Origin of the sequence: Curtobacterium sp. KBS0715 (assembly GCF_005938005.2) — a bacterium.
GTDB lineage: Bacteria > Actinomycetota > Actinomycetes > Actinomycetales > Microbacteriaceae > Curtobacterium > Curtobacterium flaccumfaciens.
This window is the reverse complement of the sequence record NZ_VCCA02000001.1, coordinates 2282767-2303071: the sequence shown is the minus strand read 5'-3', so window position 1 is coordinate 2303071 and position 20305 is coordinate 2282767. Positions and strand designations below refer to the sequence as shown.

Annotated in this window: 24 protein-coding genes; 11 read left to right on the top strand and 13 right to left on the bottom strand. The window is 72.2% G+C overall.

The genetic code is table 11. The features are described from left to right. Positions 1-111: 111 nt before the first annotated feature. The gene (locus FFG40_RS11050; protein ID WP_138803212.1) at positions 112-363 is read right to left on the bottom strand and encodes a DUF4287 domain-containing protein; all 252 of its coding nucleotides are present in this window, start codon (positions 361-363) and stop codon (positions 112-114) included. 154 nt (positions 364-517) lie between these two features. Between FFG40_RS11050 and FFG40_RS11045 the strand changes: the two genes are divergently transcribed. From FFG40_RS11045 to FFG40_RS11035, 3 genes are read left to right on the top strand one after another with little or no spacing between them, the layout of a single operon-like run. Next, the gene (locus FFG40_RS11045; RefSeq protein WP_138803211.1) at positions 518-1630 is read left to right on the top strand and encodes an amino acid ABC transporter permease; all 1113 of its coding nucleotides are present in this window, start codon (positions 518-520) and stop codon (positions 1628-1630) included. Continuing rightward, positions 1630-2403, top strand: a complete 774-nt coding sequence (locus FFG40_RS11040; RefSeq protein WP_138803210.1) for an amino acid ABC transporter ATP-binding protein — start codon at positions 1630-1632, stop codon at positions 2401-2403. Before FFG40_RS11045 ends, FFG40_RS11040 begins: the two co-directional genes overlap by 1 nt. A 45-nt stretch (positions 2404-2448) precedes the next feature. After that, positions 2449-3465: a transporter substrate-binding domain-containing protein gene (locus FFG40_RS11035; protein WP_138803209.1), complete on the top strand. Its 1017-nt coding sequence runs from the start codon at positions 2449-2451 to the stop codon at positions 3463-3465. 394 nt (positions 3466-3859) lie between these two features. Here the strand turns inward: FFG40_RS11035 and FFG40_RS11030 are convergent, their stop codons facing one another. Genes FFG40_RS11030 through FFG40_RS11020 form a run of 3 tightly spaced genes read right to left on the bottom strand, consistent with a single transcriptional unit; the run spans position 3860 to position 7619 of the window. Next, positions 3860-5002 (bottom strand): LLM class flavin-dependent oxidoreductase, encoded by a 1143-nt coding sequence (locus FFG40_RS11030; RefSeq protein ID WP_138803208.1) that lies wholly within the window; start codon positions 5000-5002, stop codon positions 3860-3862. Continuing rightward, positions 4999-6384, bottom strand: coding sequence for an NtaA/DmoA family FMN-dependent monooxygenase (locus FFG40_RS11025; protein WP_138803207.1), 1386 nt, complete (start codon positions 6382-6384; stop codon positions 4999-5001). The genes FFG40_RS11030 and FFG40_RS11025 overlap by 4 nt, the downstream gene beginning before the upstream one ends. Beyond that, positions 6381-7619: an LLM class flavin-dependent oxidoreductase gene (locus FFG40_RS11020; RefSeq protein ID WP_138803206.1), complete on the bottom strand. Its 1239-nt coding sequence runs from the start codon at positions 7617-7619 to the stop codon at positions 6381-6383. The genes FFG40_RS11025 and FFG40_RS11020 overlap by 4 nt, the downstream gene beginning before the upstream one ends. Before the next feature lie 218 nt (positions 7620-7837). Here FFG40_RS11020 and FFG40_RS11015 point away from each other — a divergent pair, with 218 nt between their 5' ends. Continuing rightward, complete coding sequence (locus FFG40_RS11015) at positions 7838-8398, top strand: histidine phosphatase family protein (protein ID WP_138803205.1); 561 nt, start codon at positions 7838-7840, stop codon at positions 8396-8398. Positions 8399-8467: 69 nt separating this feature from the next. On the opposite strand, the gene FFG40_RS11010 is transcribed toward FFG40_RS11015, so the two are convergent. Then, positions 8468-9490: a transporter gene (locus FFG40_RS11010; protein WP_138803204.1), complete on the bottom strand. Its 1023-nt coding sequence runs from the start codon at positions 9488-9490 to the stop codon at positions 8468-8470. A gap of 68 nt (positions 9491-9558) precedes the next feature. Then, entirely contained in the window at positions 9559-10398 is an 840-nt protein-coding gene (locus tag FFG40_RS11005) for a DUF1684 domain-containing protein (RefSeq protein ID WP_138803203.1), read from the bottom strand. Positions 10399-10549: 151 nt separating this feature from the next. Between FFG40_RS11005 and FFG40_RS11000 the strand changes: the two genes are divergently transcribed. Further along, positions 10550-11776 (top strand): cobalamin-independent methionine synthase II family protein, encoded by a 1227-nt coding sequence (locus FFG40_RS11000; RefSeq protein WP_138803202.1) that lies wholly within the window; start codon positions 10550-10552, stop codon positions 11774-11776. 202 nt (positions 11777-11978) lie between these two features. On the opposite strand, the gene FFG40_RS10995 is transcribed toward FFG40_RS11000, so the two are convergent. Continuing rightward, complete coding sequence (locus FFG40_RS10995; protein ID WP_138803201.1) at positions 11979-12938, bottom strand: SDR family oxidoreductase; 960 nt, start codon at positions 12936-12938, stop codon at positions 11979-11981. 75 nt (positions 12939-13013) lie between these two features. On the opposite strand from FFG40_RS10995, the gene FFG40_RS10990 reads away from it, so the two are divergent. Both FFG40_RS10990 and FFG40_RS10985 read left to right on the top strand, forming a co-directional pair. After that, complete coding sequence (locus FFG40_RS10990; RefSeq protein ID WP_027465422.1) at positions 13014-13274, top strand: hypothetical protein; 261 nt, start codon at positions 13014-13016, stop codon at positions 13272-13274. 125 nt (positions 13275-13399) lie between these two features. Beyond that, positions 13400-14248 carry a family 16 glycosylhydrolase gene (locus FFG40_RS10985; protein WP_138803200.1) on the top strand — a complete coding sequence of 283 codons (849 nt, stop codon included), beginning with the start codon at positions 13400-13402 and terminating at the stop codon, positions 14246-14248. Between the two features lie 25 nt (positions 14249-14273). Here the strand turns inward: FFG40_RS10985 and FFG40_RS10980 are convergent, their stop codons facing one another. After that, positions 14274-14489 (bottom strand): hypothetical protein, encoded by a 216-nt coding sequence (locus FFG40_RS10980; protein WP_138803199.1) that lies wholly within the window; start codon positions 14487-14489, stop codon positions 14274-14276. 23 nt (positions 14490-14512) lie between these two features. Then, entirely contained in the window at positions 14513-14851 is a 339-nt protein-coding gene (locus tag FFG40_RS10975; RefSeq protein WP_071244508.1) for a DUF3140 domain-containing protein, read from the bottom strand. A gap of 126 nt (positions 14852-14977) precedes the next feature. Here FFG40_RS10975 and FFG40_RS17135 point away from each other — a divergent pair, with 126 nt between their 5' ends. Together FFG40_RS17135 and FFG40_RS10970 are read left to right on the top strand one after the other, a co-directional pair. Then, positions 14978-15124: a hypothetical protein gene (locus tag FFG40_RS17135; protein WP_155896806.1), complete on the top strand. Its 147-nt coding sequence runs from the start codon at positions 14978-14980 to the stop codon at positions 15122-15124. 60 nt (positions 15125-15184) lie between these two features. Further along, complete coding sequence (locus FFG40_RS10970) at positions 15185-16132, top strand: isoprenylcysteine carboxylmethyltransferase family protein (protein ID WP_138803198.1); 948 nt, start codon at positions 15185-15187, stop codon at positions 16130-16132. Here FFG40_RS10970 and FFG40_RS10965 read toward each other — a convergent pair. The 3 genes from FFG40_RS10965 to FFG40_RS10955 form a co-directional block, all read right to left on the bottom strand. After that, a complete protein-coding gene (locus FFG40_RS10965) occupies positions 16113-16529 on the bottom strand; it encodes a VOC family protein (protein WP_138803197.1) in 417 nt (138 codons plus the stop codon). The two genes, FFG40_RS10970 and FFG40_RS10965, sit on opposite strands and share 20 nt — an antisense overlap. A gap of 242 nt (positions 16530-16771) precedes the next feature. Then, positions 16772-17353 carry a DapH/DapD/GlmU-related protein gene (locus tag FFG40_RS10960; RefSeq protein ID WP_185974163.1) on the bottom strand — a complete coding sequence of 194 codons (582 nt, stop codon included), beginning with the start codon at positions 17351-17353 and terminating at the stop codon, positions 16772-16774. A 152-nt stretch (positions 17354-17505) separates the two neighbouring features. Further along, on the bottom strand, positions 17506-18462 hold the full coding sequence (locus FFG40_RS10955; protein ID WP_185974162.1) for an AraC family transcriptional regulator: 957 nt from the start codon (positions 18460-18462) through the stop codon (positions 17506-17508). Positions 18463-18568: 106 nt separating this feature from the next. Between FFG40_RS10955 and FFG40_RS10950 the strand changes: the two genes are divergently transcribed. Then, complete coding sequence (locus tag FFG40_RS10950; protein WP_051596706.1) at positions 18569-18898, top strand: hypothetical protein; 330 nt, start codon at positions 18569-18571, stop codon at positions 18896-18898. Between the two features lie 10 nt (positions 18899-18908). Here FFG40_RS10950 and FFG40_RS10945 read toward each other — a convergent pair whose 3' ends face one another. Then, a complete protein-coding gene (locus tag FFG40_RS10945; protein WP_035808256.1) occupies positions 18909-19223 on the bottom strand; it encodes a hypothetical protein in 315 nt (104 codons plus the stop codon). Between the two features lie 189 nt (positions 19224-19412). Here FFG40_RS10945 and FFG40_RS10940 point away from each other — a divergent pair, with 189 nt between their 5' ends. Beyond that, positions 19413-20246, top strand: a complete 834-nt coding sequence (locus tag FFG40_RS10940) for an SDR family oxidoreductase (RefSeq protein ID WP_138803194.1) — start codon at positions 19413-19415, stop codon at positions 20244-20246. Positions 20247-20305 lie beyond the last annotated feature (59 nt).

The window sequence follows — 20305 nt, the reverse complement described above, 5'->3', positions numbered from 1 at the left end:
GGAACGACCACCGACACCCGCCGCACCCACAGCGCGACCAACACCGGCCCGCGGCACCACGCGGCGAGCAGCGCGACCGACACCCACCACGGCACCGCACCGCACGACGGCTCAGGAGGCCAGCGCGTGCTGCACGTAGGCGACCAGGGCGTTCGCGTGCCCGTGCCCGAGGCCGTGCTCGGACTTCAGCCACCCGACGACCTCCATGTGCTGGTGGTCGTCGACCCGGTCCGCGACCAGGTCGAGCCACTCCTGCACCGGGCGCCCGTACGTCGCCTCGATGCTCGGGAAGTACGACGCCGGACCCTTCACCTTGGTGCCGTCCGCCGGGAGCACCGGGGCGGTCACACGATGCGCTGTCATGGCGCAACGGTAGCGCTCCGTCGGCCGTCACGGAACGTCACTCAGAACACCGTTCTGTGACGCCGCGTTGCGCCGGATGGCCGGGTGTTGCGTCGCGTGGCGGGGTGTTGCGCGAGGCGTTGTCGGCGCCGCCCGGGCCTCCTACGGTCGCGACATGACCGACACCACCAGGGCCCCGCAGCGGGAGGCGACCAGCGTCGACGACGCGGGCCGGACGCCCGAGCCGAGCCGCGCCTCCAGGCCGGAGACCGCGACCATCGACGCGGCCGGACACGCCGCACTCGACCGCCCCGTCGTGCCGCTGCGCCACCCGCTGCGGTGGATCGCCGCGGCCCTCGTGCTCGTGGTGCTGCTGAACTTCGTCGAGACGCTGTTCACCAACGAGCAGTGGGGCTGGCCCGCCGTCGGCAAGTGGCTGTTCAGCCCCGCCGTCCTGACCGGACTGCAGCTGACGCTGACGGCGACGGCGCTGAGTGCGGTGATCAGCTTCGCCGGCGGTGTGGTCGTCGCGATCGCACGGCTGTCGCGGAACCCGGTGCTGTCCGGGCTCGCGTGGGGGTACGTCTGGCTGTTCCGGTCGGTGCCGCTCATCCTGGTGCTCGTCTTCCTGTACAACCTCGGGTCGCTGTACCCGACCATCGGCATCGGGATCCCCTTCGGGCCGCAGCTCCAGGTGCCGACCGCCAACGTGCTCGGCGACCTGGCGATCGGTGTGATCGGGCTGAGCCTCAGCGAGATCGCCTACGCGTCGGAGATCGTCCGCGCCGGCGTGCTCGCCGTCGACCACGGCCAGCACGAGGCCGCGCAGGCGCTCGGGCTCCCCCGTCGCCGGCAGTTCGTGCGGGTGATCCTGCCGCAGGCGCTGCGGTCGATCGTGCCGGCGTTCGTCAACCAGGTCGTCGGACTGCTGAAAGCCTCGTCGCTGCTGTTCTACGTCTCGCTGCTCGACCTGTTCGGCGTGGTGCAGAATTTGTCGAGCACCTACCCGACGGACATCATCCCGCTGCTCGTCGTCGCCACGATCTGGTACCTCGTGCTCACCAGCGCGGTCTCGATCGTCCAGTACTACGTCGAGCGGTGGACCGCCCGAGGTTCGGTCCGGACGTTGCCGCCCACGCCGTTCCAGCGGGTGCGGGCCGCCGTGCGTCGCGGTTCCGGACGTGGGTCGGGACGGCATGGAGGCCCGGATGGCCCCCGGCAGTCCGCCTCCGCCGCGCGCGTGGTCGCGTCCGGCCCCGCTTCCACCGTCGACGACAGGACCATCTGATGAGCGCAGCGATCAGCATCCACGGAGCCGTCAAGGCGTTCGGCGACACGGTCGTCGTCGACGGCATCGACCTGTCGCTGCCGTCCGGCAGCGTGACCGTCGTCCTCGGCCCCTCCGGTTCCGGCAAGTCCACGCTGCTCCGGGCGATCAACCACCTCGAACCGCTCGACCGCGGCGTCGTCACCGTCGGCGGCGAGACGATCGGCGTCCGTCTCCGGACCGGGCGCGACGGGGTGCCGCGCTGGAAGGAGCTGCCCGAGCGGCACATCCTGCGGCAGCGGTCGCGGATCGGCTTCGTGTTCCAGCACTTCAACCTGTTCCCGCACCTGACCGCGCTCGAGAACGTGGCCGAGGGGCCGATCGCCGCCGGGGTCCCCCGTGCCGTGGCGCGCGACCGCGCGGCGGCCCTGCTCGAGCGCGTCGGACTCGGCGACCGTGGCGACACCCGGCCGCGGCAGCTCTCCGGCGGGCAGCAGCAGCGTGTGGCCATCGCGCGGGCGCTGGCGCTCGAGCCGTCGGTCGTCCTGCTCGACGAACCGACCTCGGCACTCGACCCGGAGCTCGTCGGCGAGGTGCTCGGGGTCATCCGGGGGTTGGCGGACACGGGCACCACGCTCGTCATCGTCACGCACGAGATCGCCTTCGCCCGCGAGGTCGCCGACCACGTCGTGTTCCTCGACCACGGGCGGGTCGTCGAGCAGGGGCCGCCGGCCCAGGTGCTCGACCACCCGCAGCACACCCGCACGCGCGACTTCCTGTCCCGCGTCCGCTGACCCCTGACCCGATCCCTGATCCCCGCACGCACCCCAAGGAGAACCATGTCCACGATCACCCCCGCCCGCTGGCGCAACCGCGCCGGCTTCCTCGTCCTCGCAGCCGGCGTCGTCGTCGCCCTCGCCGGGTGCTCGGCGGGCGCTTCCGCCGACACGAGCGGCGCACCCGACGGCTCCGTCACCATCGGCGCCGCCTCGAACGGTGCGGCGAAGGAGACGACCCTCGAGGTCACCGAGGACACGAAGCTGCACGACGCGCTCCCCGCCGCCGTCCGGAAGTCCGGCAAGTTGACGATCGGCGTGGGTGCCCTGCCCGCCGGGTTCCCGCCGCTCGCCTTCACCGGTGACGACCAGAAGACCATCACCGGATCGGAGCCCGACCTCGGACGGCTCGTCGCCGCGAAGCTCGGGCTGCGCGCGGACGTGCAGAACGCCACGTGGGACAACCTGTTCGTCGGCATCGACAGCGGCAAGTACGACGCCGGCTTCTCGAACGTCACGGTCACCGAGCAGCGCAAGGAGAAGTACGACTTCGCCTCGTACCGGCAGGACAACCTGGCGTTCCAGGTGCTGGCCTCGAGCTCGCTGCGGTTCGACGGCGACCCATCCGTGCTCGCCGGGAAGACCCTGTCCGTCAGTTCCGGCACGAACCAGGAGAACATCCTGCTCGAGTGGCAGAAGGAGCTCCGGTCCAAGGGCAAGGACTTCACGATCAAGTACTACCCGGACGGCAACGCGGTCAGGCTCGCACTCGACTCGGGCAAGATCGACGCATACTTCGGTCCGAACCCGACGATCGCCTACCAGAACACGCAGAGCAAGAGCACCGCGAAGCCGACGACGACCGCGGGCACGTACTCCGGCGCCGGCTCCTCGTTGCAGGGGCTCATCGCCGCGACGACGAAGCAGGACAGCGGCATCGCGAAGCCGGTCGCGGCGGCGATCAACGAGCTCATTGAGGACGGCACCTACGCGAAGTGGCTCGCGGCCTACAACCTGTCGAACGAGGCCGTGACGACGTCCGAGGTGAACCCCGAGGGTCTGCCGCTCGACAACAGCTGAGGCCGCGCGCGCCCGGTTCGGCGCATCGGGGCCTGGGGCTGATGCGGAGCGACACCGTCGAGGTCGTACGACCTCGGCGGTGTCGCTCGTTGCGTGCGCGGGCTTCCGCGGACGAGCAGGAACGACGAAGTCGAAGTCGTACGACTGCGACGATGTCGCTCGGGACGCACCGTTCGAGCTGTGGGCGACCCCGGAACGCGGGACAGGTCCGCGACGCCACCACGGTGCGGACGGGAGGCCCGTGGCGGCCTGGCACCGTGCCTCCAGGCCGTACCGTGCCCGGTTCCGCACCCCGTGCCCGGTTCCGCACCCCGTGCCCGGCCCGCACCGTGCGCTGCGCGCACGAACGACTCCGTCGCTGTCGGACGACAGCGACGGAGTCGTTCCGCGTCGGTCAGCGCGCGGCGGCCGCCGGCTCCCGCAGGTCGGCGCGCGCCGCCCACTCCGCGGCGAGCAGCTCGTAGGAGCACACCCGGGCGTCGTGGTCGTGCGCGATCGTCGTGACGAGCAACTCGTCCGCTCCCGTGACCCGCCGGAGCGTCTCGAGCCGTTCCGCGACGTGTGCCGGGTCGCCGACGAACCGGGTCGCGAGCCGGTCCGCCACCGACGCGGCGGCCTCGTCCGGCAGCCGCGTCGCTCGAGCCTGGTCCGGGGTGGGGTACTCGATCGCCCCGACGCCGGAGCGGATCGAGTGCACCCACTGGGCGTACCCGAGCCCGAGCTGGTCCGCCTCGGCCGCGGTCGGCGCCACGAGCACGTCGGCCGAGACGATGACGTGCGGGGCGTCGAGCACGCCCGGGCGGAATGCGTCGCGGTAGGCCTGCACCGACGCCAGGACCGTGCCGGGCGACGTGTGGTAGTTCGCGCCGTACGGCAGCCCGAGCGCGCCGGCGATCCGGGCGCTCTCGCCGCCGGTGGAGCCGTGGATCCACAGCTCGACGGCGGCACCCCCGGCTGGCGGCGCCCCGATCAGCGCACCGTCTCGTGACCACGTGCCGGCGAACAGGCCGCGGATCAGGTCGAGTTCGCCCGCGAACCGGTCGACGTCGCCCGGCACCCGGCCGAGCAGCTCCCCCTGCAGGGCGAACCGGCTGCCCGGCGCGATGCGGAACTCGAACGGCGCGGGGACGAGCAGGCCGTCGACGACCTGGTCGGTCCGCGGGGCGAGCGACGGCGGCTTCGGGGTGCCGGGTGCTGGTGCTCCTGAGCGGCCGAGCCCGAGATCGATGCGCGGCCCGTACAGCGCGGCGAGCGTGCCGAAGGTCTCGGCGATCTGCAGCCCGCGGACGTTGCCGACCAGGGTCGCGGCGCTGCCGACCCGGATGGTCGAGGTGGCGGCGGCGACCGCACCGATGACGATCGTCGGGGCGCTGCCGGCGACCCCGGGGTTCAGGTGGTGCTCGGCCAGCCAGTACCGGGCGTACCCGGCACGTTCGGCACGCTGTGCGAGGTCGACCGTGTTCGCAAGGGCCTCGGCGGGGGTCGACCCGCTGCTCACCGGCACGAGGTCGAGGACGGAGAGCGGGACCGGGCTCATGCGAGCACCCGCTGCCGGTCGAGGACCCGTCCGGGCAGGTCGAGCGTCTGGCGGAGCGTGGCGCCCTCGTCGTACGACTGCCGGTACACGCCGCGCTCCTGCAGCAGTGGGACGACCCTGTCGACGAACTCGTCGAGCCCGTACGGGTTCGTGTGCGGCACGACGACGAAGCCGTCGGTGGCGCGCTCCTGTACGTACCGGTCGATCTCGGCGGCGATGTGCGCGGGCGTACCGACGAAGCCGCCACGGGTGGAGGCGCGGATGACCAGGTCACGGATCGACAGGTGTTCGGCCGCGGCGAGGTCGCGCCACGACTGCACCAGTGCGGGCACGTCGCGGGTGTGACGGACGCGGCCACGGGTGATGTCGGCGCTCTCCAGGTCCGGCTCGATCGAGGGCAACGGCCCGTCGACGTCGTACGACGACAGGTCACGGTTCCACACCTGTTCGAGGAACGCGATCGCGGTCGCCGGGCTGACCTGGGCACGGCGGATGGCCCGGGAACGTTCCTCGGCCTCGTCCGCCGTGTCGCCGAGCACGAAGGTCGCGCCGGGCAGGATCAGCAGCTCGTCCTTCGACCGCCCCACCCGCTCCAGGCGCTCGGTGACGTCGCCATAGAACGACCGTGCGTCGTCGAACTCGGTGTGCAGCGAGAAGATGACCTCGGCGTTCGTGGCGGCGAGGTCGCGCCCCTCGTCGGAGTCGCCGGCCTGCACGATCACGGGGTGCCGCTGGGGACTGCGCGGCACCGGGAACGTGCCGGTCACGTCGAACTGCGGGCCGTGGTGGTCGACGTCGTGGATGCGGGAGCGGTCGGCGAAGGCCCCTGCGGTCAGGGTCCCGGCGGCGCCCGATCCGTTCGCCACGATCGCGTCCGACTCCCACGAGTCCCAGAGTTCGCGCGACAGCTCCACGAACTCGGCGGCCCGCGTGTACCGGTCGGCGTGGTCGAGGAATCCCCCACGGCGGAAGTTCGCACCGTGGAACGCGTCCGAGCTCGTCACGACGTTCCAGCCGGCGCGGCCGTCCGTCAGGTGGTCGAGCGTGGCGAGCTGCTTCGCGAGTTCGACAGGCTCGTTGAAGGTGGTCTGCAGCGTGCCGACGAGCCCGATGTGCTCGGTGACCCCGGCCAGCGCCGCGAGGATCGCGAGCGTGTTCGGGCGCCCGACGACGTCGAGGTCGTGGATGCGTCCCTTCTGCTCGCGCAACCGCAGCCCCTCGGCGAGGAACAGGAAGTCGAAGAACCCGCGCTCAGCGTTCCGGGCGAAGTGCTCGAACGACGAGAACGCGATCTGGCTCTCGGCGCGGTCGTCGCTCCAGACGGTGGTGTTGTTGACGCCCGGGAAGTGGGCGGCGAGGTGGACCTGACGCTTGGCGCTCATGCTGAGACCCCCGAGGAGACGGAACCGACACCGGAACCGACACCGGCACCGGTGACGGCAGGACGCGCGTACCGGCTGACCGCCGGCGCGATGCCGAGCCGCGTGCGCAGGTCGGCGGTGGGACGGGACGCCACGTCGGCGCGGAACCCCGCGGTGACGAGCGCCGGGACGAGCTGCCGCGCGATGGCGGTCGAGTCGATCGGGATGCGCAGCGGACGGAGCCGGACACCGGCGTACCCGAGGGCCCGCAGGTCCCCGATCCGTGTCACCAGGTCCGGCACCGTCGTCGCGAGGACGGACGTGTCCGACCCGGAGCCGACGGCGTACGGGCCCCCGGCGGCCCCGTCGAGCACGGCGAGCTCGTCGGCGGCGGCTGCCGGCGACGACCCGATGAGCACCGCGAGGTCCGCGAGGACCGGACGACGGAGGTCGGACCCGGCCGCCTGCTCGGCGTCACGGACGAGTGCCAGCGCGTCCCGCGCCTCCCGGCCGTCGAATCCTGGCGTGACCAGCACGACGTCCGCGGCATCCACCGCGAACGCCGCCGCGTCGGCGCGGTGTGCCAGCGCGAACACCGGCGGCCGCCCCTGCGGCGACCGCGGCACGATCGACGCGCCGTGCACCGAGACGAACGAACCGGAGAACGCCGCGTTGTGGATGCGGTCGCGGTCGATGAAGCGCCCGGTCGTGACGTCGCGGATGATCGCATCGTCGTCCCAGCTGTCCCAGAGTCGGGAGACGACCTCGGCGGCCTCGCGGGCCTCGTCGAACAGCGTGGCCGCGTCGTCGCCGCCGGGACGGCGGCCGAACAGCGCAGCCTCGCGGGTCGTCGGGCTCACCTGGATCCGCCACCCGGCTCGCCCCAGCGAGACGTGGTCGAGGGTCTGGAGGCCCGTGGCGACGTGGAACGGTTCGGTGTGCGTGACCGAGACGGTCGGCACCAGACCGATCGCGCGGGTCGCGGGGGCGACCGCGTTCGCGACGAGGAGAGCGTCGAGGCGGCCGACGACGGTCGACGTGTCGAGGTCGCCGTCGGGGTCGGTGGGGCCGGCGGTGAACGAGTCCTCGAGGGTGACGGCGTCGACTCCGAGCCGGTCCTGCTCGACGACGACGTCGCGCCAGTGCCGGAGGCTCGTGAGGCGCTGTGCTGCCGAGCCGGCGGCGCGCCAGGCGGCGGGATGCCACCCGGCGCCCTGCAGCGCGGTGACGAGGGTGATGCGGTCGGGCACGGTCATGGGGCGACGCTAGGACGGTTCGGCCGGACGGCGAAGCGGTGTTGCGGAACGTGACCGACGGTGTCGCCGTGTGACGCGCGGCGGGCGGGCGGCGCGAGGCGGGGCGTCGCTCGGTGCGAGGTTGTCCACTCGGTGCGTCGGAACAGACCGGGCACGGAGTGGGCAACCTCGCACCGGACGGGGCCGGGGCGCACCTCGCACCGTGCGAGGATCGCCGGATGGTCTCGTCGTTCCTGACCCACGCTGAAGTGGTGGTCGACCCCGCGGTCCCGATCAAGTCGTGGGGGCTGTCGCCCGAGGGACGCGTCCGGGCCGCCGCCGCACACCGGCTCGCCTGGACACCGGGCTCCCGGCGGATCGTCTCGAGCACCGAGCGCAAGGCCGTCGAGACCGCCGACCTGCTCGCCAGCGCCGTCGGGCTGTCGGTCGAGCACGACCCGCTGCTGGGCGAGATCGACCGGAGCGCGACCGGGTACCTGCCGCCGTCCGAGTTCGAGGCCGTCGTCGACGCGTTCTTCGCCCGACCCGAGCAGTCGGTCCGCGGCTGGGAGCGGGCGATCGACGCCCAGGAGCGCATCGCCGCAGCCGTCCGCCGGCACTGCGCCACCGGCGACCTCACGATCGTGTCGCACGGTGCGGTCGGCGCGCTGCTCCTGGCCCACCTGCGGGGCGTCCCGATCACGCGCGCCCTCGACCAGCCCGGCATGGGCAGCGTCTTCCGCTTCGAGGCGCCCGCCTGGCGGGCGACCAGCGGCTGGAGACGCGTCCCCGCGACCTGACGGGAGGCGCGGGGCGGGGCCGCCACGGGCCTCCCGTCCACCGCCTGTGCAGCCCGACCGCCCCGCTCGTCAGACCACGCGGGTCGCGCCCGTCACCGGGCCGGGGGCGGCGTCCTCGTCGTCGGCGTCGTGCAGGGTCCGCTCGGCCTGCCCGAGCAGGTGGTGCACGGCGAGGCCGATCGAGCGGGCACCGACGACCGCGACGAGCACGCTCAGCAGCGCCAGCAACACGGCGGTGGGGATCCAGGCGGACGGCAGCGCGAGTGCCCGGAACCACTCCACTGCGGCGGTGGCGACCGCGGCGGCCGGGAACACGAACGACCAGAACCCGAGCGAGAACGCCAGGCGGACGTACCGCGGCAGCAGGGCCAGCTGCACGAGGACCATCAGGACGCCGAGCCCCGCGATGGCCTGCACGGGCAGGGTGACCGCTCCGTCGGTGAGGGCGAACACCGACAGGGTGGCGACCGCCGGCGGCGCGACCAGGATCGCCATCGTCGGCACGAGCGGCCCCGGCAGCGCCGGTCGGAACGCCAGCCGGATGAGCAGCAGGCCGGTCATGACGCCCCAGAAGAACACGCCGACGCCGAGGGCCGGCCAGGACAGCCAGCCGACGCCGACCTCGTGCGTGGCGACCGAGGCGACCAGGGCCGCGGCGACGGTCGGCAGCAGGTAGCCGCCGTGCACGGACTCCAGGGCGAGCCGGCCCTCGAACCAGGTGCTCAGCAGCCAGGCGGCGAACCCGGCCGCGGTGGCCACGGCGGCGAGCACCACGACCTGCCCGGCGACGGGGGCGAACCGCGCGAGGTCGACGCCGAGCAGCATCGCGGTCGCGGGCACGAGCGCGGCGATCGGCCCCTGCGCCGGGTGGCGGAGCTGGTCGACGAGCCGTTCGCTGACGCGTGCGCCCCGGACGGCGTGCGCACCGAGCAGCCACACCCACGCGACGGCGGCGATCGCCCAGAACACCTGCGGCACCACGGTGGGCAGGTGCAGCACGGGGGCGGCGTACGACCACGTCTCGGCGAAGCCGGCGAGGCCGAACGGGACGGCGAGGGTGTTGAGCGGGATGCGGGAAGTGGGTCGTGGCATGGCTCCCCCATTCTCGTGGACGGGTCGGCTGCGTCGGTGCGCGCCCGGCGGCCGCGCGTGCTCCGCGGTCAGGCTGCGGGTAGTTGCTCGCCCGCCTCGATCGCCACGTCGAGCCGGTTCTCGGCGGGCGGCAGCGGACAGGTCGCGTGCGGGGTGTACGCGCACGGCAGGTTCGTCGACCGGTTGAAGTCGATGCGGGTGGCACCGTCGGCATCCGGTGCGGCGATGTCGAGACTCCGGTTCGCCGCGTACGTCGTGACCCCGCTCGTGCGGTCGGTGAACAGCACGTGCAGGCCGCCGGCGTGCCCGTTGAACGCCAGGAGCGACCGCGGCCCGTCGAGGTCGAACGTCAGGACGCCGGGGGCCTCGTACACGTGCAGCAAGCCGTCGACGACGCTGCCCACCGTGACCTCGCGCGGGCTGTCGAACGGCTCGAAGTGCGCGTCCACGACGAAGCGCTCAGCGGGGGCGTACGCCGGGGTGCCGTGGTAGCCGACGCGGGTGGGGTTCGACGGGTGCCGCGGGCGCAGCAGGTCGCTGCCGCCGCGCCGGGCGACCTCGATCACCACGGTCTCGTCGCCGTCGCGCCACACCACGTTCGTGCTCGAGCGCTCCGGCAGCGGGCCGAACCGGTGCGTCCCGCTGACGTGCTGCCCGTCGACCTCGATCGTCTCGTCCTCGGCCAGTGCGACCACCGGGCCGTCCTCGTCCGTCGACCAGCTGCCCGGTGCGTCCTCGAAGCGTTCCGGCGTGGCGGTGAGCCAACGGATGCTGGTGATCGCGAGGAACCCGTGCTCGCTCGCCCGGGCCTGCTCGTGGTCGTCGTGCCACGTGGTCCACGACTCGGCGAAGGTCGGTGCGGTCGTGGTGGTCGCGGTCGTGGCGTTCGCCGGGTTCGTCGTGCTCATGGGTCGACCGTACGACGCGTGGCCCGGCGGCGCGTCGCGGAACGTAACGGGCCCGACCCCTCGTGGCAGAGTGGCACTGCAGCGCACCGCGAAGCCTCGCGCGCGGCCCCCGACTCCCGACAGTCCGCACTCATCGAGAGGAAGCCAGCGCATGCCCTTCGAGAACACCGACCGCATCCAGGCCACCACCGCCGGATCGCTCCCCCGCACCCCGGAGCTCATCGCCGCGAACGCCGCACGGCCCGTGGCCGCCGACGGCTTCACGCTCGAGACCACCGACGAGGTCCGCGCCCTGACGAGCGCGGCCGTCGACGACGTCGTCGCCCGGCAGACCGCGCTCGGCATCACGCAGCCCGGCGACGGCGAGTTCGGCAAGGCGATGTCGAACAGGGTCGACTACGGCGCCTGGTGGGGCTACTCGTTCCAGCGCGTCAGCGGCCTGAGCCTGACCGACGAGAACATCTTCTCGCAGCAGCCGGTCCGGTCCACGCCGGGGAACATCCGGCTCACGAGCTTCCCGGACCGCCGCGACTGGACGATCTTCCACGACGCCTACACCGACCCCGAGTCGGGCATCGGCAGGGGCAAGAACGCCACCGCGTTCCCGACCACCACCGGCCCGATCACCTACACCGGCCACGAGGCCGCGGCCACCGACGCCGCGAACCTCAAGCACGCGGTCGAAGCCGCCGGCGCGGACAACGGCTTCATCACGGCGCTCTCCCCCGGCTCCGCCGCCCGCATCGCGAACGAGCACTACGCGACGGAGGAAGAACACATCTGGGCATGGGCCGACGCCCTGCGCGAGGAGTACACGACGATCCTCGACGCCGGCCTCGTGCTGCAGATCGACGACCCCTCGATCGCCGAGAACTGGGACCAGATCAACCCCGAGCCGAGCATCGAGGACTACCGCGCCTTCACCCGCATCCGTGTCGAGGCGCTCAACCACGCGCTGCGGGGCCTCGACACCAGCCGCGTGCGCTTCCACCTGTGCTGGGGTTCCTGGCACGGCCCGCACACCACCGACATCGAGCTCCGCCACATCGTCGACCTGATGCTCGACATCGACGCCGGCGCGTACTCGTTCGAGGCCGCCAACGCCCGCCACGAGCACGAGTGGACCGTCTGGCAGGACGTCACCCTGCCCGAGGGCAAGGTCATCGTCCCCGGTGTCGTCGGCCACGCCACGAACGTCGTCGAGCACCCCGACCTCGTCGCGCAGCGCATCGAGCGGTTCGCCTCGGTGGTCGGGCGTGAGCGCGTCATCGCCGGCACGGACTGCGGCCTCGGCGGCCGCGTGCACCCGCAGATCGCCGCGGCGAAGCTCGAGTCCCTCGGCGAGGGTGCTCGGCGCGCGAGCGCGAAGCTCTTCTAGCCGCCCGTTCCTTCCCAGAACGGCTGCGATACCTGGCGAGATCGGGCGTACCTGCCGAGAAGAACACGGCAGGTACGCCCGGTTCCGCCAGGTACGCCCGGTTCCGCAAGGTACGCCCGTTTCGTGCAGGTACGCCCGGCTGTGCACGCACGCACGGGCGGACGGGAGGCGCGGTGCGGGCTGGCACCGTGCCTCCAGGCCGTCAGCGGCGTCGGCGCAGGGCGACGGCCGCGACCGCGACGAGCGCTCCGGCCCACAGCACCGGGCGCGTGACGCGGCGTCGCTTCGCGACCCAGCCGCCGTTCGTCGCGTTCGCGGCGTCGGCGGGGGCGTAGAGGTTCCCGTCGGTCGGGGCGCCCTTGCCACGGAGGGCGAACGTCTCCACCATCGGCTTCGTGATCTTGTGGAACAGGCCCGGGAACATGTACTGCAGCGGCACGAGCGACGCCTGGATCCGTCCGACGAAGCGGTACCGCTTGGGGTGCGTGGCGGCCTGCACGACGGCACGGCCGGCCCGCTCGACGGAGACGGTGGGCGGCAGCGGGTGCGAGGTCTTGCCGGTGTAGTTGGCACCGTTCTGGTAGATCGGGGTGTCGATCGTGGACGGCAGCAGTGCGGTGAACCGGATGCCGGTGCCCGCGAACTCGTCGCCGAGCACGTCGACCAGGCCGAGGGCCGCGTGCTTGCTCGTGACGTACGCCGACTGGTACGGCGCCGAGAGCAGCGACTGGATCGAGCCGACGAGCACGTAGGTGCCCTTCCCGCGCTGCTTCCAGTGCGGCAGCAGGTGCGTGATGGCGTTGAGGTGCCCGTACAGGTTCGTGTCGACGACGCGCTTGAACGCCTCGGTGGGGGTCTGCTCGAACAGGCCGTAGACGAACAGGGCCGCGTTGCCGACGAAGACGTCGATGCGACCGAAGCGGGTCGTCACCGTGCCGATGAGGTCCTTGACCTGGTGCTCGTCGGCGACGTCCGTCGGGATCGCGATCGCCTCGGCGCCGAGCTTCCGGCACTCGGCGGCTGCGGCCTCGAGCGAGTCGTGCCCGCGTGCGGCGAGCACGAGCGTGGCGCCCTGCCGGGCGAACTCGTGTGCGGCGGCCCTCCCGATGCCGCTCGATGCTCCGGTGATGACGACGATCTTCCCGCGGTACCGATGTCCCATGTGTCCTTGGTACCCGGCCGTGGTCCGTTCCCGCACAGCCGGGTCGTACCCCTGCACGCGGTGCGAAGATGGAGCATGCGCAAGGACGACCTGACCGTCGACGAAGCCGCGGTCATCGCCGAGCACGCCCGCTCCGGTGTCCTCGACGTCGACGACCCCGAGGTGCGGAAGGTCGTCGAGCAGGCGAACCGGGTGCTGGTCCGTGCACAGATGTGGGGCGAGGAGCGGAGCCCGAAGCTTCGGCGTCGCCGACGGCTCATCGCGGTCGGCGCCCTCGTCATGGTGCTCGTCTGGGTCGCGGGCCTGCTCGTGCCGCTGGCGATGCGCTTCGGCTGACGGGTCCGTCGGCGCCGGCTGCGGTCTGCGCGGGGCGGATCAACCACGGTACGGCCCTGGCCTGACTCGTCCGGATGGTGCATGATCCGACGACCACACCACCATCGCGCTGCAGGGAGCACGACATGGACCAGCACATCGATCGACGGCGCTTCATGACGCTCGGACTCGCCGGAGCCGCGACGACGGCCCTCGGCGCGACGGCGATCGGCGCGGACGGGTCGGCGCAGGCAGCGACCACGTCGGCTGCCGCCCCAGTGTTGCTCGCCGCCGACGAGTTCGACGGCCCGGCCGGCAGCGCGCCGAACCCGGGGATCTGGCGGTACGACCTGGGTGCCGGCGGCTGGGGCAACGCCGAGCTGCAGACCTACACGGACTCGCGGCGGAACGCGGCGCTCGACGGTGCCGGCAACCTCGTCATCACCGCACACCGCGAGGCCGACGGCTCGTACTCGTCGGCTCGACTGAAGTCCGAGAGCACCTACACCGCGCGGTACGGCCGCATCGAGGCGCGGATCCGGATCCCCCGCGGTCAGGGCATCTGGCCGGCGTTCTGGATGCTCGGCGCGGACATCGGGCAGGTCGGGTGGCCGGCGTGCGGGGAGATCGACGTCATGGAGAACGTCGGGTACGAGCCGGGGATCGTGCACGGCACGGTGCACGGGCCCGGGTACTCCGGCGCTCAGGGCATCTCGGCGGCGTACACGGCTCCGTCCGGAGCAGCGTTCGCCGACGACTTCCACGTGTACGGGGTCGACTGGCGCCCCGGCTCGATCACCTGGACGGTCGACGGTGTCGCGTACCGGACGGTCACCCGGGCCGACGTCGGCTCGGCCCAGTGGGTGTTCGACAAGCCGTTCTTCGTGATCCTCAACGTCGCGGTCGGCGGGAACTGGCCGGGTTCGCCGGACGCCTCGACGCGGTTCCCGCAGCAGATGACGATCGACTGGCTGCGGGTCCACCAGAACGCCTAGCCGCGATCGCCGACGCGGGAGAGCGTCAGGGACGGCGGTTCGCCCGGGCGACGAGCCACAGGTAGGTGCTGTGCCCGACCAGGGCGAGGCCGAAGAACACCGCGGCGACCGCGTACACCCGGTCGAGCTTGCCCTGCCCGATCACGAGCATCACGACGCAGAACGCGACGGCGATCGCGAGGACACCGACCTGCACGGTCGACCAGATCCGTCGGAAGCGCGGCATGCCCGTCTCGTTCACGCCACCCATTCTGCCCGATGCCGTCAGTGCTTCTCCGGGTCGTGGCCCCAGTTCATGAGCGAGTACCGCCAGGGGGTGTCGTGCACGTCGCCGTCGGGACGCTGCTCCGAGTGCCGGGCGACGTAGCCGACGACCTTCCGCATGTGCGCCAGGTCGTCGTCGGTGCGGTCGGCCTTGTGCTTCTCGAGGATGCGGATGATGTGCCGACCGCTCTCGTGGCCGGTCGACTCGCCGCCGCCGGAGGGCTTTTGCCCGACGGACTTCGACTCGTCGGTGTCGAGCCACTTCCGCAGCTCGGTGGCGGTCATGTTCACCGCGTCGTCGAAGTCGGCTCGGGTCTGCTCGTCGTCGTGCTCGCTCATGCCGTCGAGACAACCCGACGGTGCTGGACGACTGCGCAGGGCGGATCGCGTCTGATGGCACGTCTGATGGGAATGGAACGGCCTCGCCCGGTGTCGAACTCTCCACCGACCACGAAGGAGCCCACCATGAGCCTCGACCTCCACAAGAGCACCGGCACCGGAACCGTCACCGACGAGCGCACCTGCCTGCCGAAGCCCGTCCTGCCCAGCCTGCACGACGAGCGCACCCCGTCCTTCGGCCGTTGGCTCGGACAGATCAACCACACCGACTGACCCACCAGCGGGAGCGCGCCCACGGCCCGGGCCCTCGCCGCGCACTGCTACCGTGCACCCATGTCCTGGGGCCGGCGGTACTACGCGCTGCAAGCCGTCGGCGGAGCGGCCTGGTGGATCGCCGTCGCGACGCTGCCGTGGATCCGCACGGCGACGCTCGGCTCGCTCGACCCGGTGCTCGTCGCCGTGTTCGACGTCCCGCTGTTCGTCGTCGGCTCGGTGCTCGCCGCGGCCGGGGTCCGGGCCGCCACGGTGGTCACGACGGTGTGGACCGCCCTGGTGCTCGTCGCCCTGAGCGTCTGGGCCACCGTGACCGGCGAGGCCGGCTGGGGCGTGCTCGTCATGCTGGCCGCCACGATCGGTTCGACGGTCGCCCTCGCCCTCGTCCTGCTCGGACGGGTCCCGACGGAGTGGGTGACGAGCGGTCCGCTGCGGATCCGGACGGCTGATGCCGCGGCCCCACGTTCCCGGCACGTCACCGCGACCGTGCTGCAGATCGTCGTCTTCTGGGGCCTGTTCCTCGGGGTGTTCCCCCTGGTCATCGCGTTCGCCGAGCACCGCTGGGGCCTGCACCCGCTCCTGCCGTCACCTTTCGTCACCGCCCTCACCGTCGTCGGTGTGGTCGTGCTCCTGCTGGCCAGCGCGCTCGGCATCGCGTCGGCAGCGGCGATGTCGACGAAGGGCGAGGGCACGCCGCTGCCCTCGGCCACCGCGAACCGCCTGGTGGTCGCCGGGCCGTACCGGTCGGTGCGGAACCCGATGGCACTGGCCGGCATCACCCAGGGCGTCGCCGTCGGCCTGCTGCTGTCGTCGTGGCTGGTCGTCGTCTACGCGATCGCCGGTTCCGTGGTCTGGAACTGCATCGTCCGCCCGCTCGAGGAATCCGACCTGGCGGAACGGTTCGGCGACGACTTCCGCCGCTACGCCGAGCAGGTCCGCTGCTGGGTGCCGCGGTGGCCGGTGCCGGCGCGTGTGGGTACGGTGCCGCTCAGCTCGTCGCGCCGCTGATGTTGACCAGCCACGACACCCCGTGGCGGTCGGTCAGCATGCCGAAGGTGTCGCCCCAGGGCGCGGTGGTGAGCGGTTCGACGATCGTGGCGCCCTGGGCGAGGCCGTTCCACCACCGGGTCAGCACTTCGTGGTCGTCGCCGCTGAGCGAGAGCGAGATGCTGCTCTCGGCCGGCGTGGGCATGCCGGACGGCGCGTCCGAGGCCATCAGGAGCAGGCCCTGGTCGCCGTCGAGCTGGCCATGCATCACCTTGTCGGCGTCGGCGGGGTCCTGGCTCATGCCGGCTTCACCGAACGTGCCGATGGTGAGCGTGCCGCCGAAGACCGAGTGGTAGAACTCGAGCGCTTCGCGGGCACCGCTCCGGAACCCGAGGTAGGGGTTGAGGCGAACGGTCATGACGGTCTCCCTCGTCCTGCGCGGGCGCCGTCGCCCGCGTCGTGATCATGCTGGCAGAGTGCGCGTCCCCGCGGAAGGAGACGCCGTCGTCTTCGTCCGGCGCCGCCAGGTCGTCGAGACGCCTCCACATTCGGCGGCGTCTCGACGGCGGGGCGGCGTCGCAGCAGCACGCCGGCGTCTTCGAAGCAGCACCAACGCCGGACGGGAGGCACGTGGCGGCGCCGCCACGCGCCTCCAGGTCGTCAGGCGGTGGGGTCCACCAGCGGTGGTCGCGCGGACGGGGCGAGCTCACGGATCCGCTTGGCGGGGACGCCGGCGTAGACACCGTGCGCCGCCAGGCGGCCGACGACCACGGCGCCGGCGGCGACCACGACGTCGTGCTCGATGTGGGCGCCGGGCAGGATCGTGGCGCGGCCGCCGATCCAGACGTGCTCCTCGACGACCACCGGACGGCCGGTCGCGACGTCGCTCCAGCGGCCCTCGGCGTCGATCTCGTGGTGGCTCGTCATGATGAGCACCTGCATCCCGATCGCGGTGTTCGCACCGATCGTCACGGGGGCGACGGCCTCGACGGTCACGTTCCGGTTGCAGAAGACGCCCCGGCCGATCGTGAGGTGCTTCGGGTCGCCCGTCAGCGAGAACCCGGTGCCCACACCGGACTCGGTGTGTGCCCCGGCGGCACGGAGCAGCAGCCGACGGACGATCCGGGGCAGCAGCGGGGACCCGAGCAGTGCGGTGAAGACGAAGTGCTCACGGGCGTAGGAAGCGTCCTCGATGAGCCGTCGGCCGAACGTCGACGGATCGGTCGTCGGCGGGACTGCCACAGTCGGGACGGGTGGTGCTGCTGAGCCGGCCATGGGGTCTCCAGTCGTCGTGGTTGCGTGTCCGTGCAGCGCAAACGTAGGGCGACGATCGTCGGCGATCGGCCGGACGGCGGGCGGTTGCGGGATTCTTGCGGGGCCGCGCGGCTGCTCGGCTACGCGCGGGCGCCGTCGCGCGCGGTGGACGCCGTCTGCCGGGGCAGCTCGCCGAACTCCTCGCGGTAGCTCCCCGCGAACCGACCGAGGTGGGCGAACCCGGTGGCCCGGGCGATCTCGGCGATGCTCCGCCCGTCGCCCGACTCGAGCTGTTCGCGGGCGAGCAGCAGCCGGATGCGGCGCAGGTACATGGTCGGGGTGATGCCGTGGTGCCGCTGGAACGCCGCCTGCACGCCGCGCACGCTCAGGCCGGCGGCCTCGGCGACGTCGTCGACGGTGATCGGCTCGGTGGCGTGCTCGAGCAGGAAGGTCTCGGCACGGGCGAAGCGGGCGGTGGAGGCCATCACCGGCTCGTGCTGCCCGACCGGCCAGTGCGGGATCGCGGTGAGCAGACCACCGGCGGCGAACCGGGCGAGCTCCCGCTCGCGTTCGATCGGCACGGCGTCCGGTCCGGCCAGCACCTCTTGTGCGACGGACCGCACCATGAGCCACCAGGCAGCGAGCGGGGCTCCCTCGGGGACGTGCCGCGGACGGAACTCGATGGGACCGGGGGCCCAGTCCCCGCGCTCGGCGGCGACCTGCTCGACGATCGAGCGGTCGATGCGCAGGACGTCCTTGTTGCAGGCGATCCAGCGGAAGCGCTGGGGACCCTGACGGAAGAGCGTCGGGCGGCCGGTCTTCACGGTGTTCTCGTCGAGCTGGGCGACCCCGGACTTCATCCAGAAGATCATCATCGCGTCGCCCGGCTCGATCGTGCCGCTCAGGACCCCGGTGCAGCGGGTCGACTCGAGCGACAGCAGTGCCGTCCCGCGCACGCGCTCCTCGAACACGAACTCGGCGTCCGTCGGTTCGACCGACAGCCCGTGGGTGATGTGTGTCCGGGCCATCGCCTCGGCCGCGACCGACGGCTCGGCGGTCTGGATCTCCCGCAGCAGGCGGTGCATGGTCTCGGGCACGTGATGATCCTGACGACAAGTCGGCGTCGGCGCAACGAGCGACGCGCCGTGTTCCTGTACGACGGCCAGCCGACGGCCTGTTGGCTGTGCTGATGGAGGCCCGGACATGAAGCAGATCCAGTACGACCGCTCGACGATCCTGACGAGCGACGACGTGGCCGACGCCGTGATCGAGTACGCCGCAGCCCTGGCAGGCGGCAACCGGGCGGACACCGTCGCGATCCCCGCTGTGGCCGCCGACGGCACCATGACGACGACCAAGGTGCTGATCGGTCCGTCGAGCCAGCTCGTCGTCGAGGATGCCGAAGAGGACGAGCTCGAGCGCGAGGACGCGGGTTTCGTGGAACGGCTGCGGGCAGCCGCGCTGACCTTCGAGCACGACGAGGTGATCCACGCGGACACCCGGTCGGACCTGACCGACGGGCCGGTGGCGTAGGGGCGCCCGCTCAGCGCCCGAAGTCCGGCGGCGACGCGTTGGTGTCGACGGCGAGCGCGGCCTCGGTGCGCCGGCCGAGCTCGAGCAGGAACGCCTCGCCCTCGGGTTCGAGGTCGTCATCCGGAGCCGGCTCGAGGGCGACCGGGATCGCCGGGGCCAGGAGCACCTCGATCGTGCTCGCCACCCCGAAGTCGTCGGCCGTCGGGATCGACACGACGTCGCTCAGCCGACTCTGGTGCAGGGCGGCGGCGTACCGGATCACCGCATCGGCGATCGTGTCGCTCGTCAGGACACGGACGGTACCCGCGTAGTTCACGTACTTCAACGTTGCTCCCTGGTGAAGAGGAGCATCCGTCGCGGTGACGGTTCCCTGATCCGCTGCCACGGTAGGCCGCCGTCGTGCCGGGTACACATCTTCGAGCGCGGAACGGGGTACGCCGTGACCCTGGACGGGCGTTCAGTGGCGCCCGCCCAGCATCGGGGACGTCCAGGGAAATCGACCACAGGGAGAGACGTGACCGAGCAGCAGCAGCCCCCGGGGAGCGACCAGGAACTCACGCCGAAGGCCGACCACGGCGAGGAGTCGTACCGCGGCTCCGGCAAGCTCACCGGCAAGCGTGCCGTCATCACCGGCGGGGACAGCGGCATCGGGAAGGCCGTCGCGATCGCGTTCGCGCGCGAGGGTGCTGACGTCCTGATCAGCTACCTGCCGGAGGAAGAGGACGACGCCCAGGACACGAAGCGCTGGATCGAGGAAGCCGGTCGGAAGGCCGTGCTGTTCCCGGGCGACGTGAGCGACCCGGCGTACTGCCGATCGGTCATCGACCAGGCGGTCTCGGAGCTCGGCGGGCTCGACGTCCTCGTGAACAACGCCGCCTACCAGATGACCCACGAGACGATCGAGGAGATCAGCGACGAGGAGTGGGACCACACCCTCGCGACGAACCTCAGCGCCTACTTCCACCTCGTCAAGGCCGCGCTGCCGCACCTCGGCCCGGGGTCGTCGATCATCGGCTCCAGCTCGGTGAACTCCGACAACCCGAAGCCGAACCTGGCGCCCTACGACGTCACCAAGGCCGGCGTCGCGAACCTGTCCGCCGCGCTCGCGCAGCTGCTCGGCGACCGCGGCATCCGCGTGAACAGCGTCGCACCCGGTCCGATCTGGACGCCGCTGATCCCGTCGACGATGCCGCCGGAGCAGGTCGAGCAGTTCGGCAAGCAGTCGCCGCTCGGCCGTCCCGGCCAGCCGGCCGAGCTCGCACCCGTCTACGTGCTGCTCGCCAGCGAGGACGGCAGCTACGTCTCCGGCGCGCGGGTCGCCGTCACCGGCGGCACCCCGATCCTGTGACGGGACGCCGGTCCGGCAACGGGACCAGGTGACGGACGGGAGGCCCGGGGCACGACGTG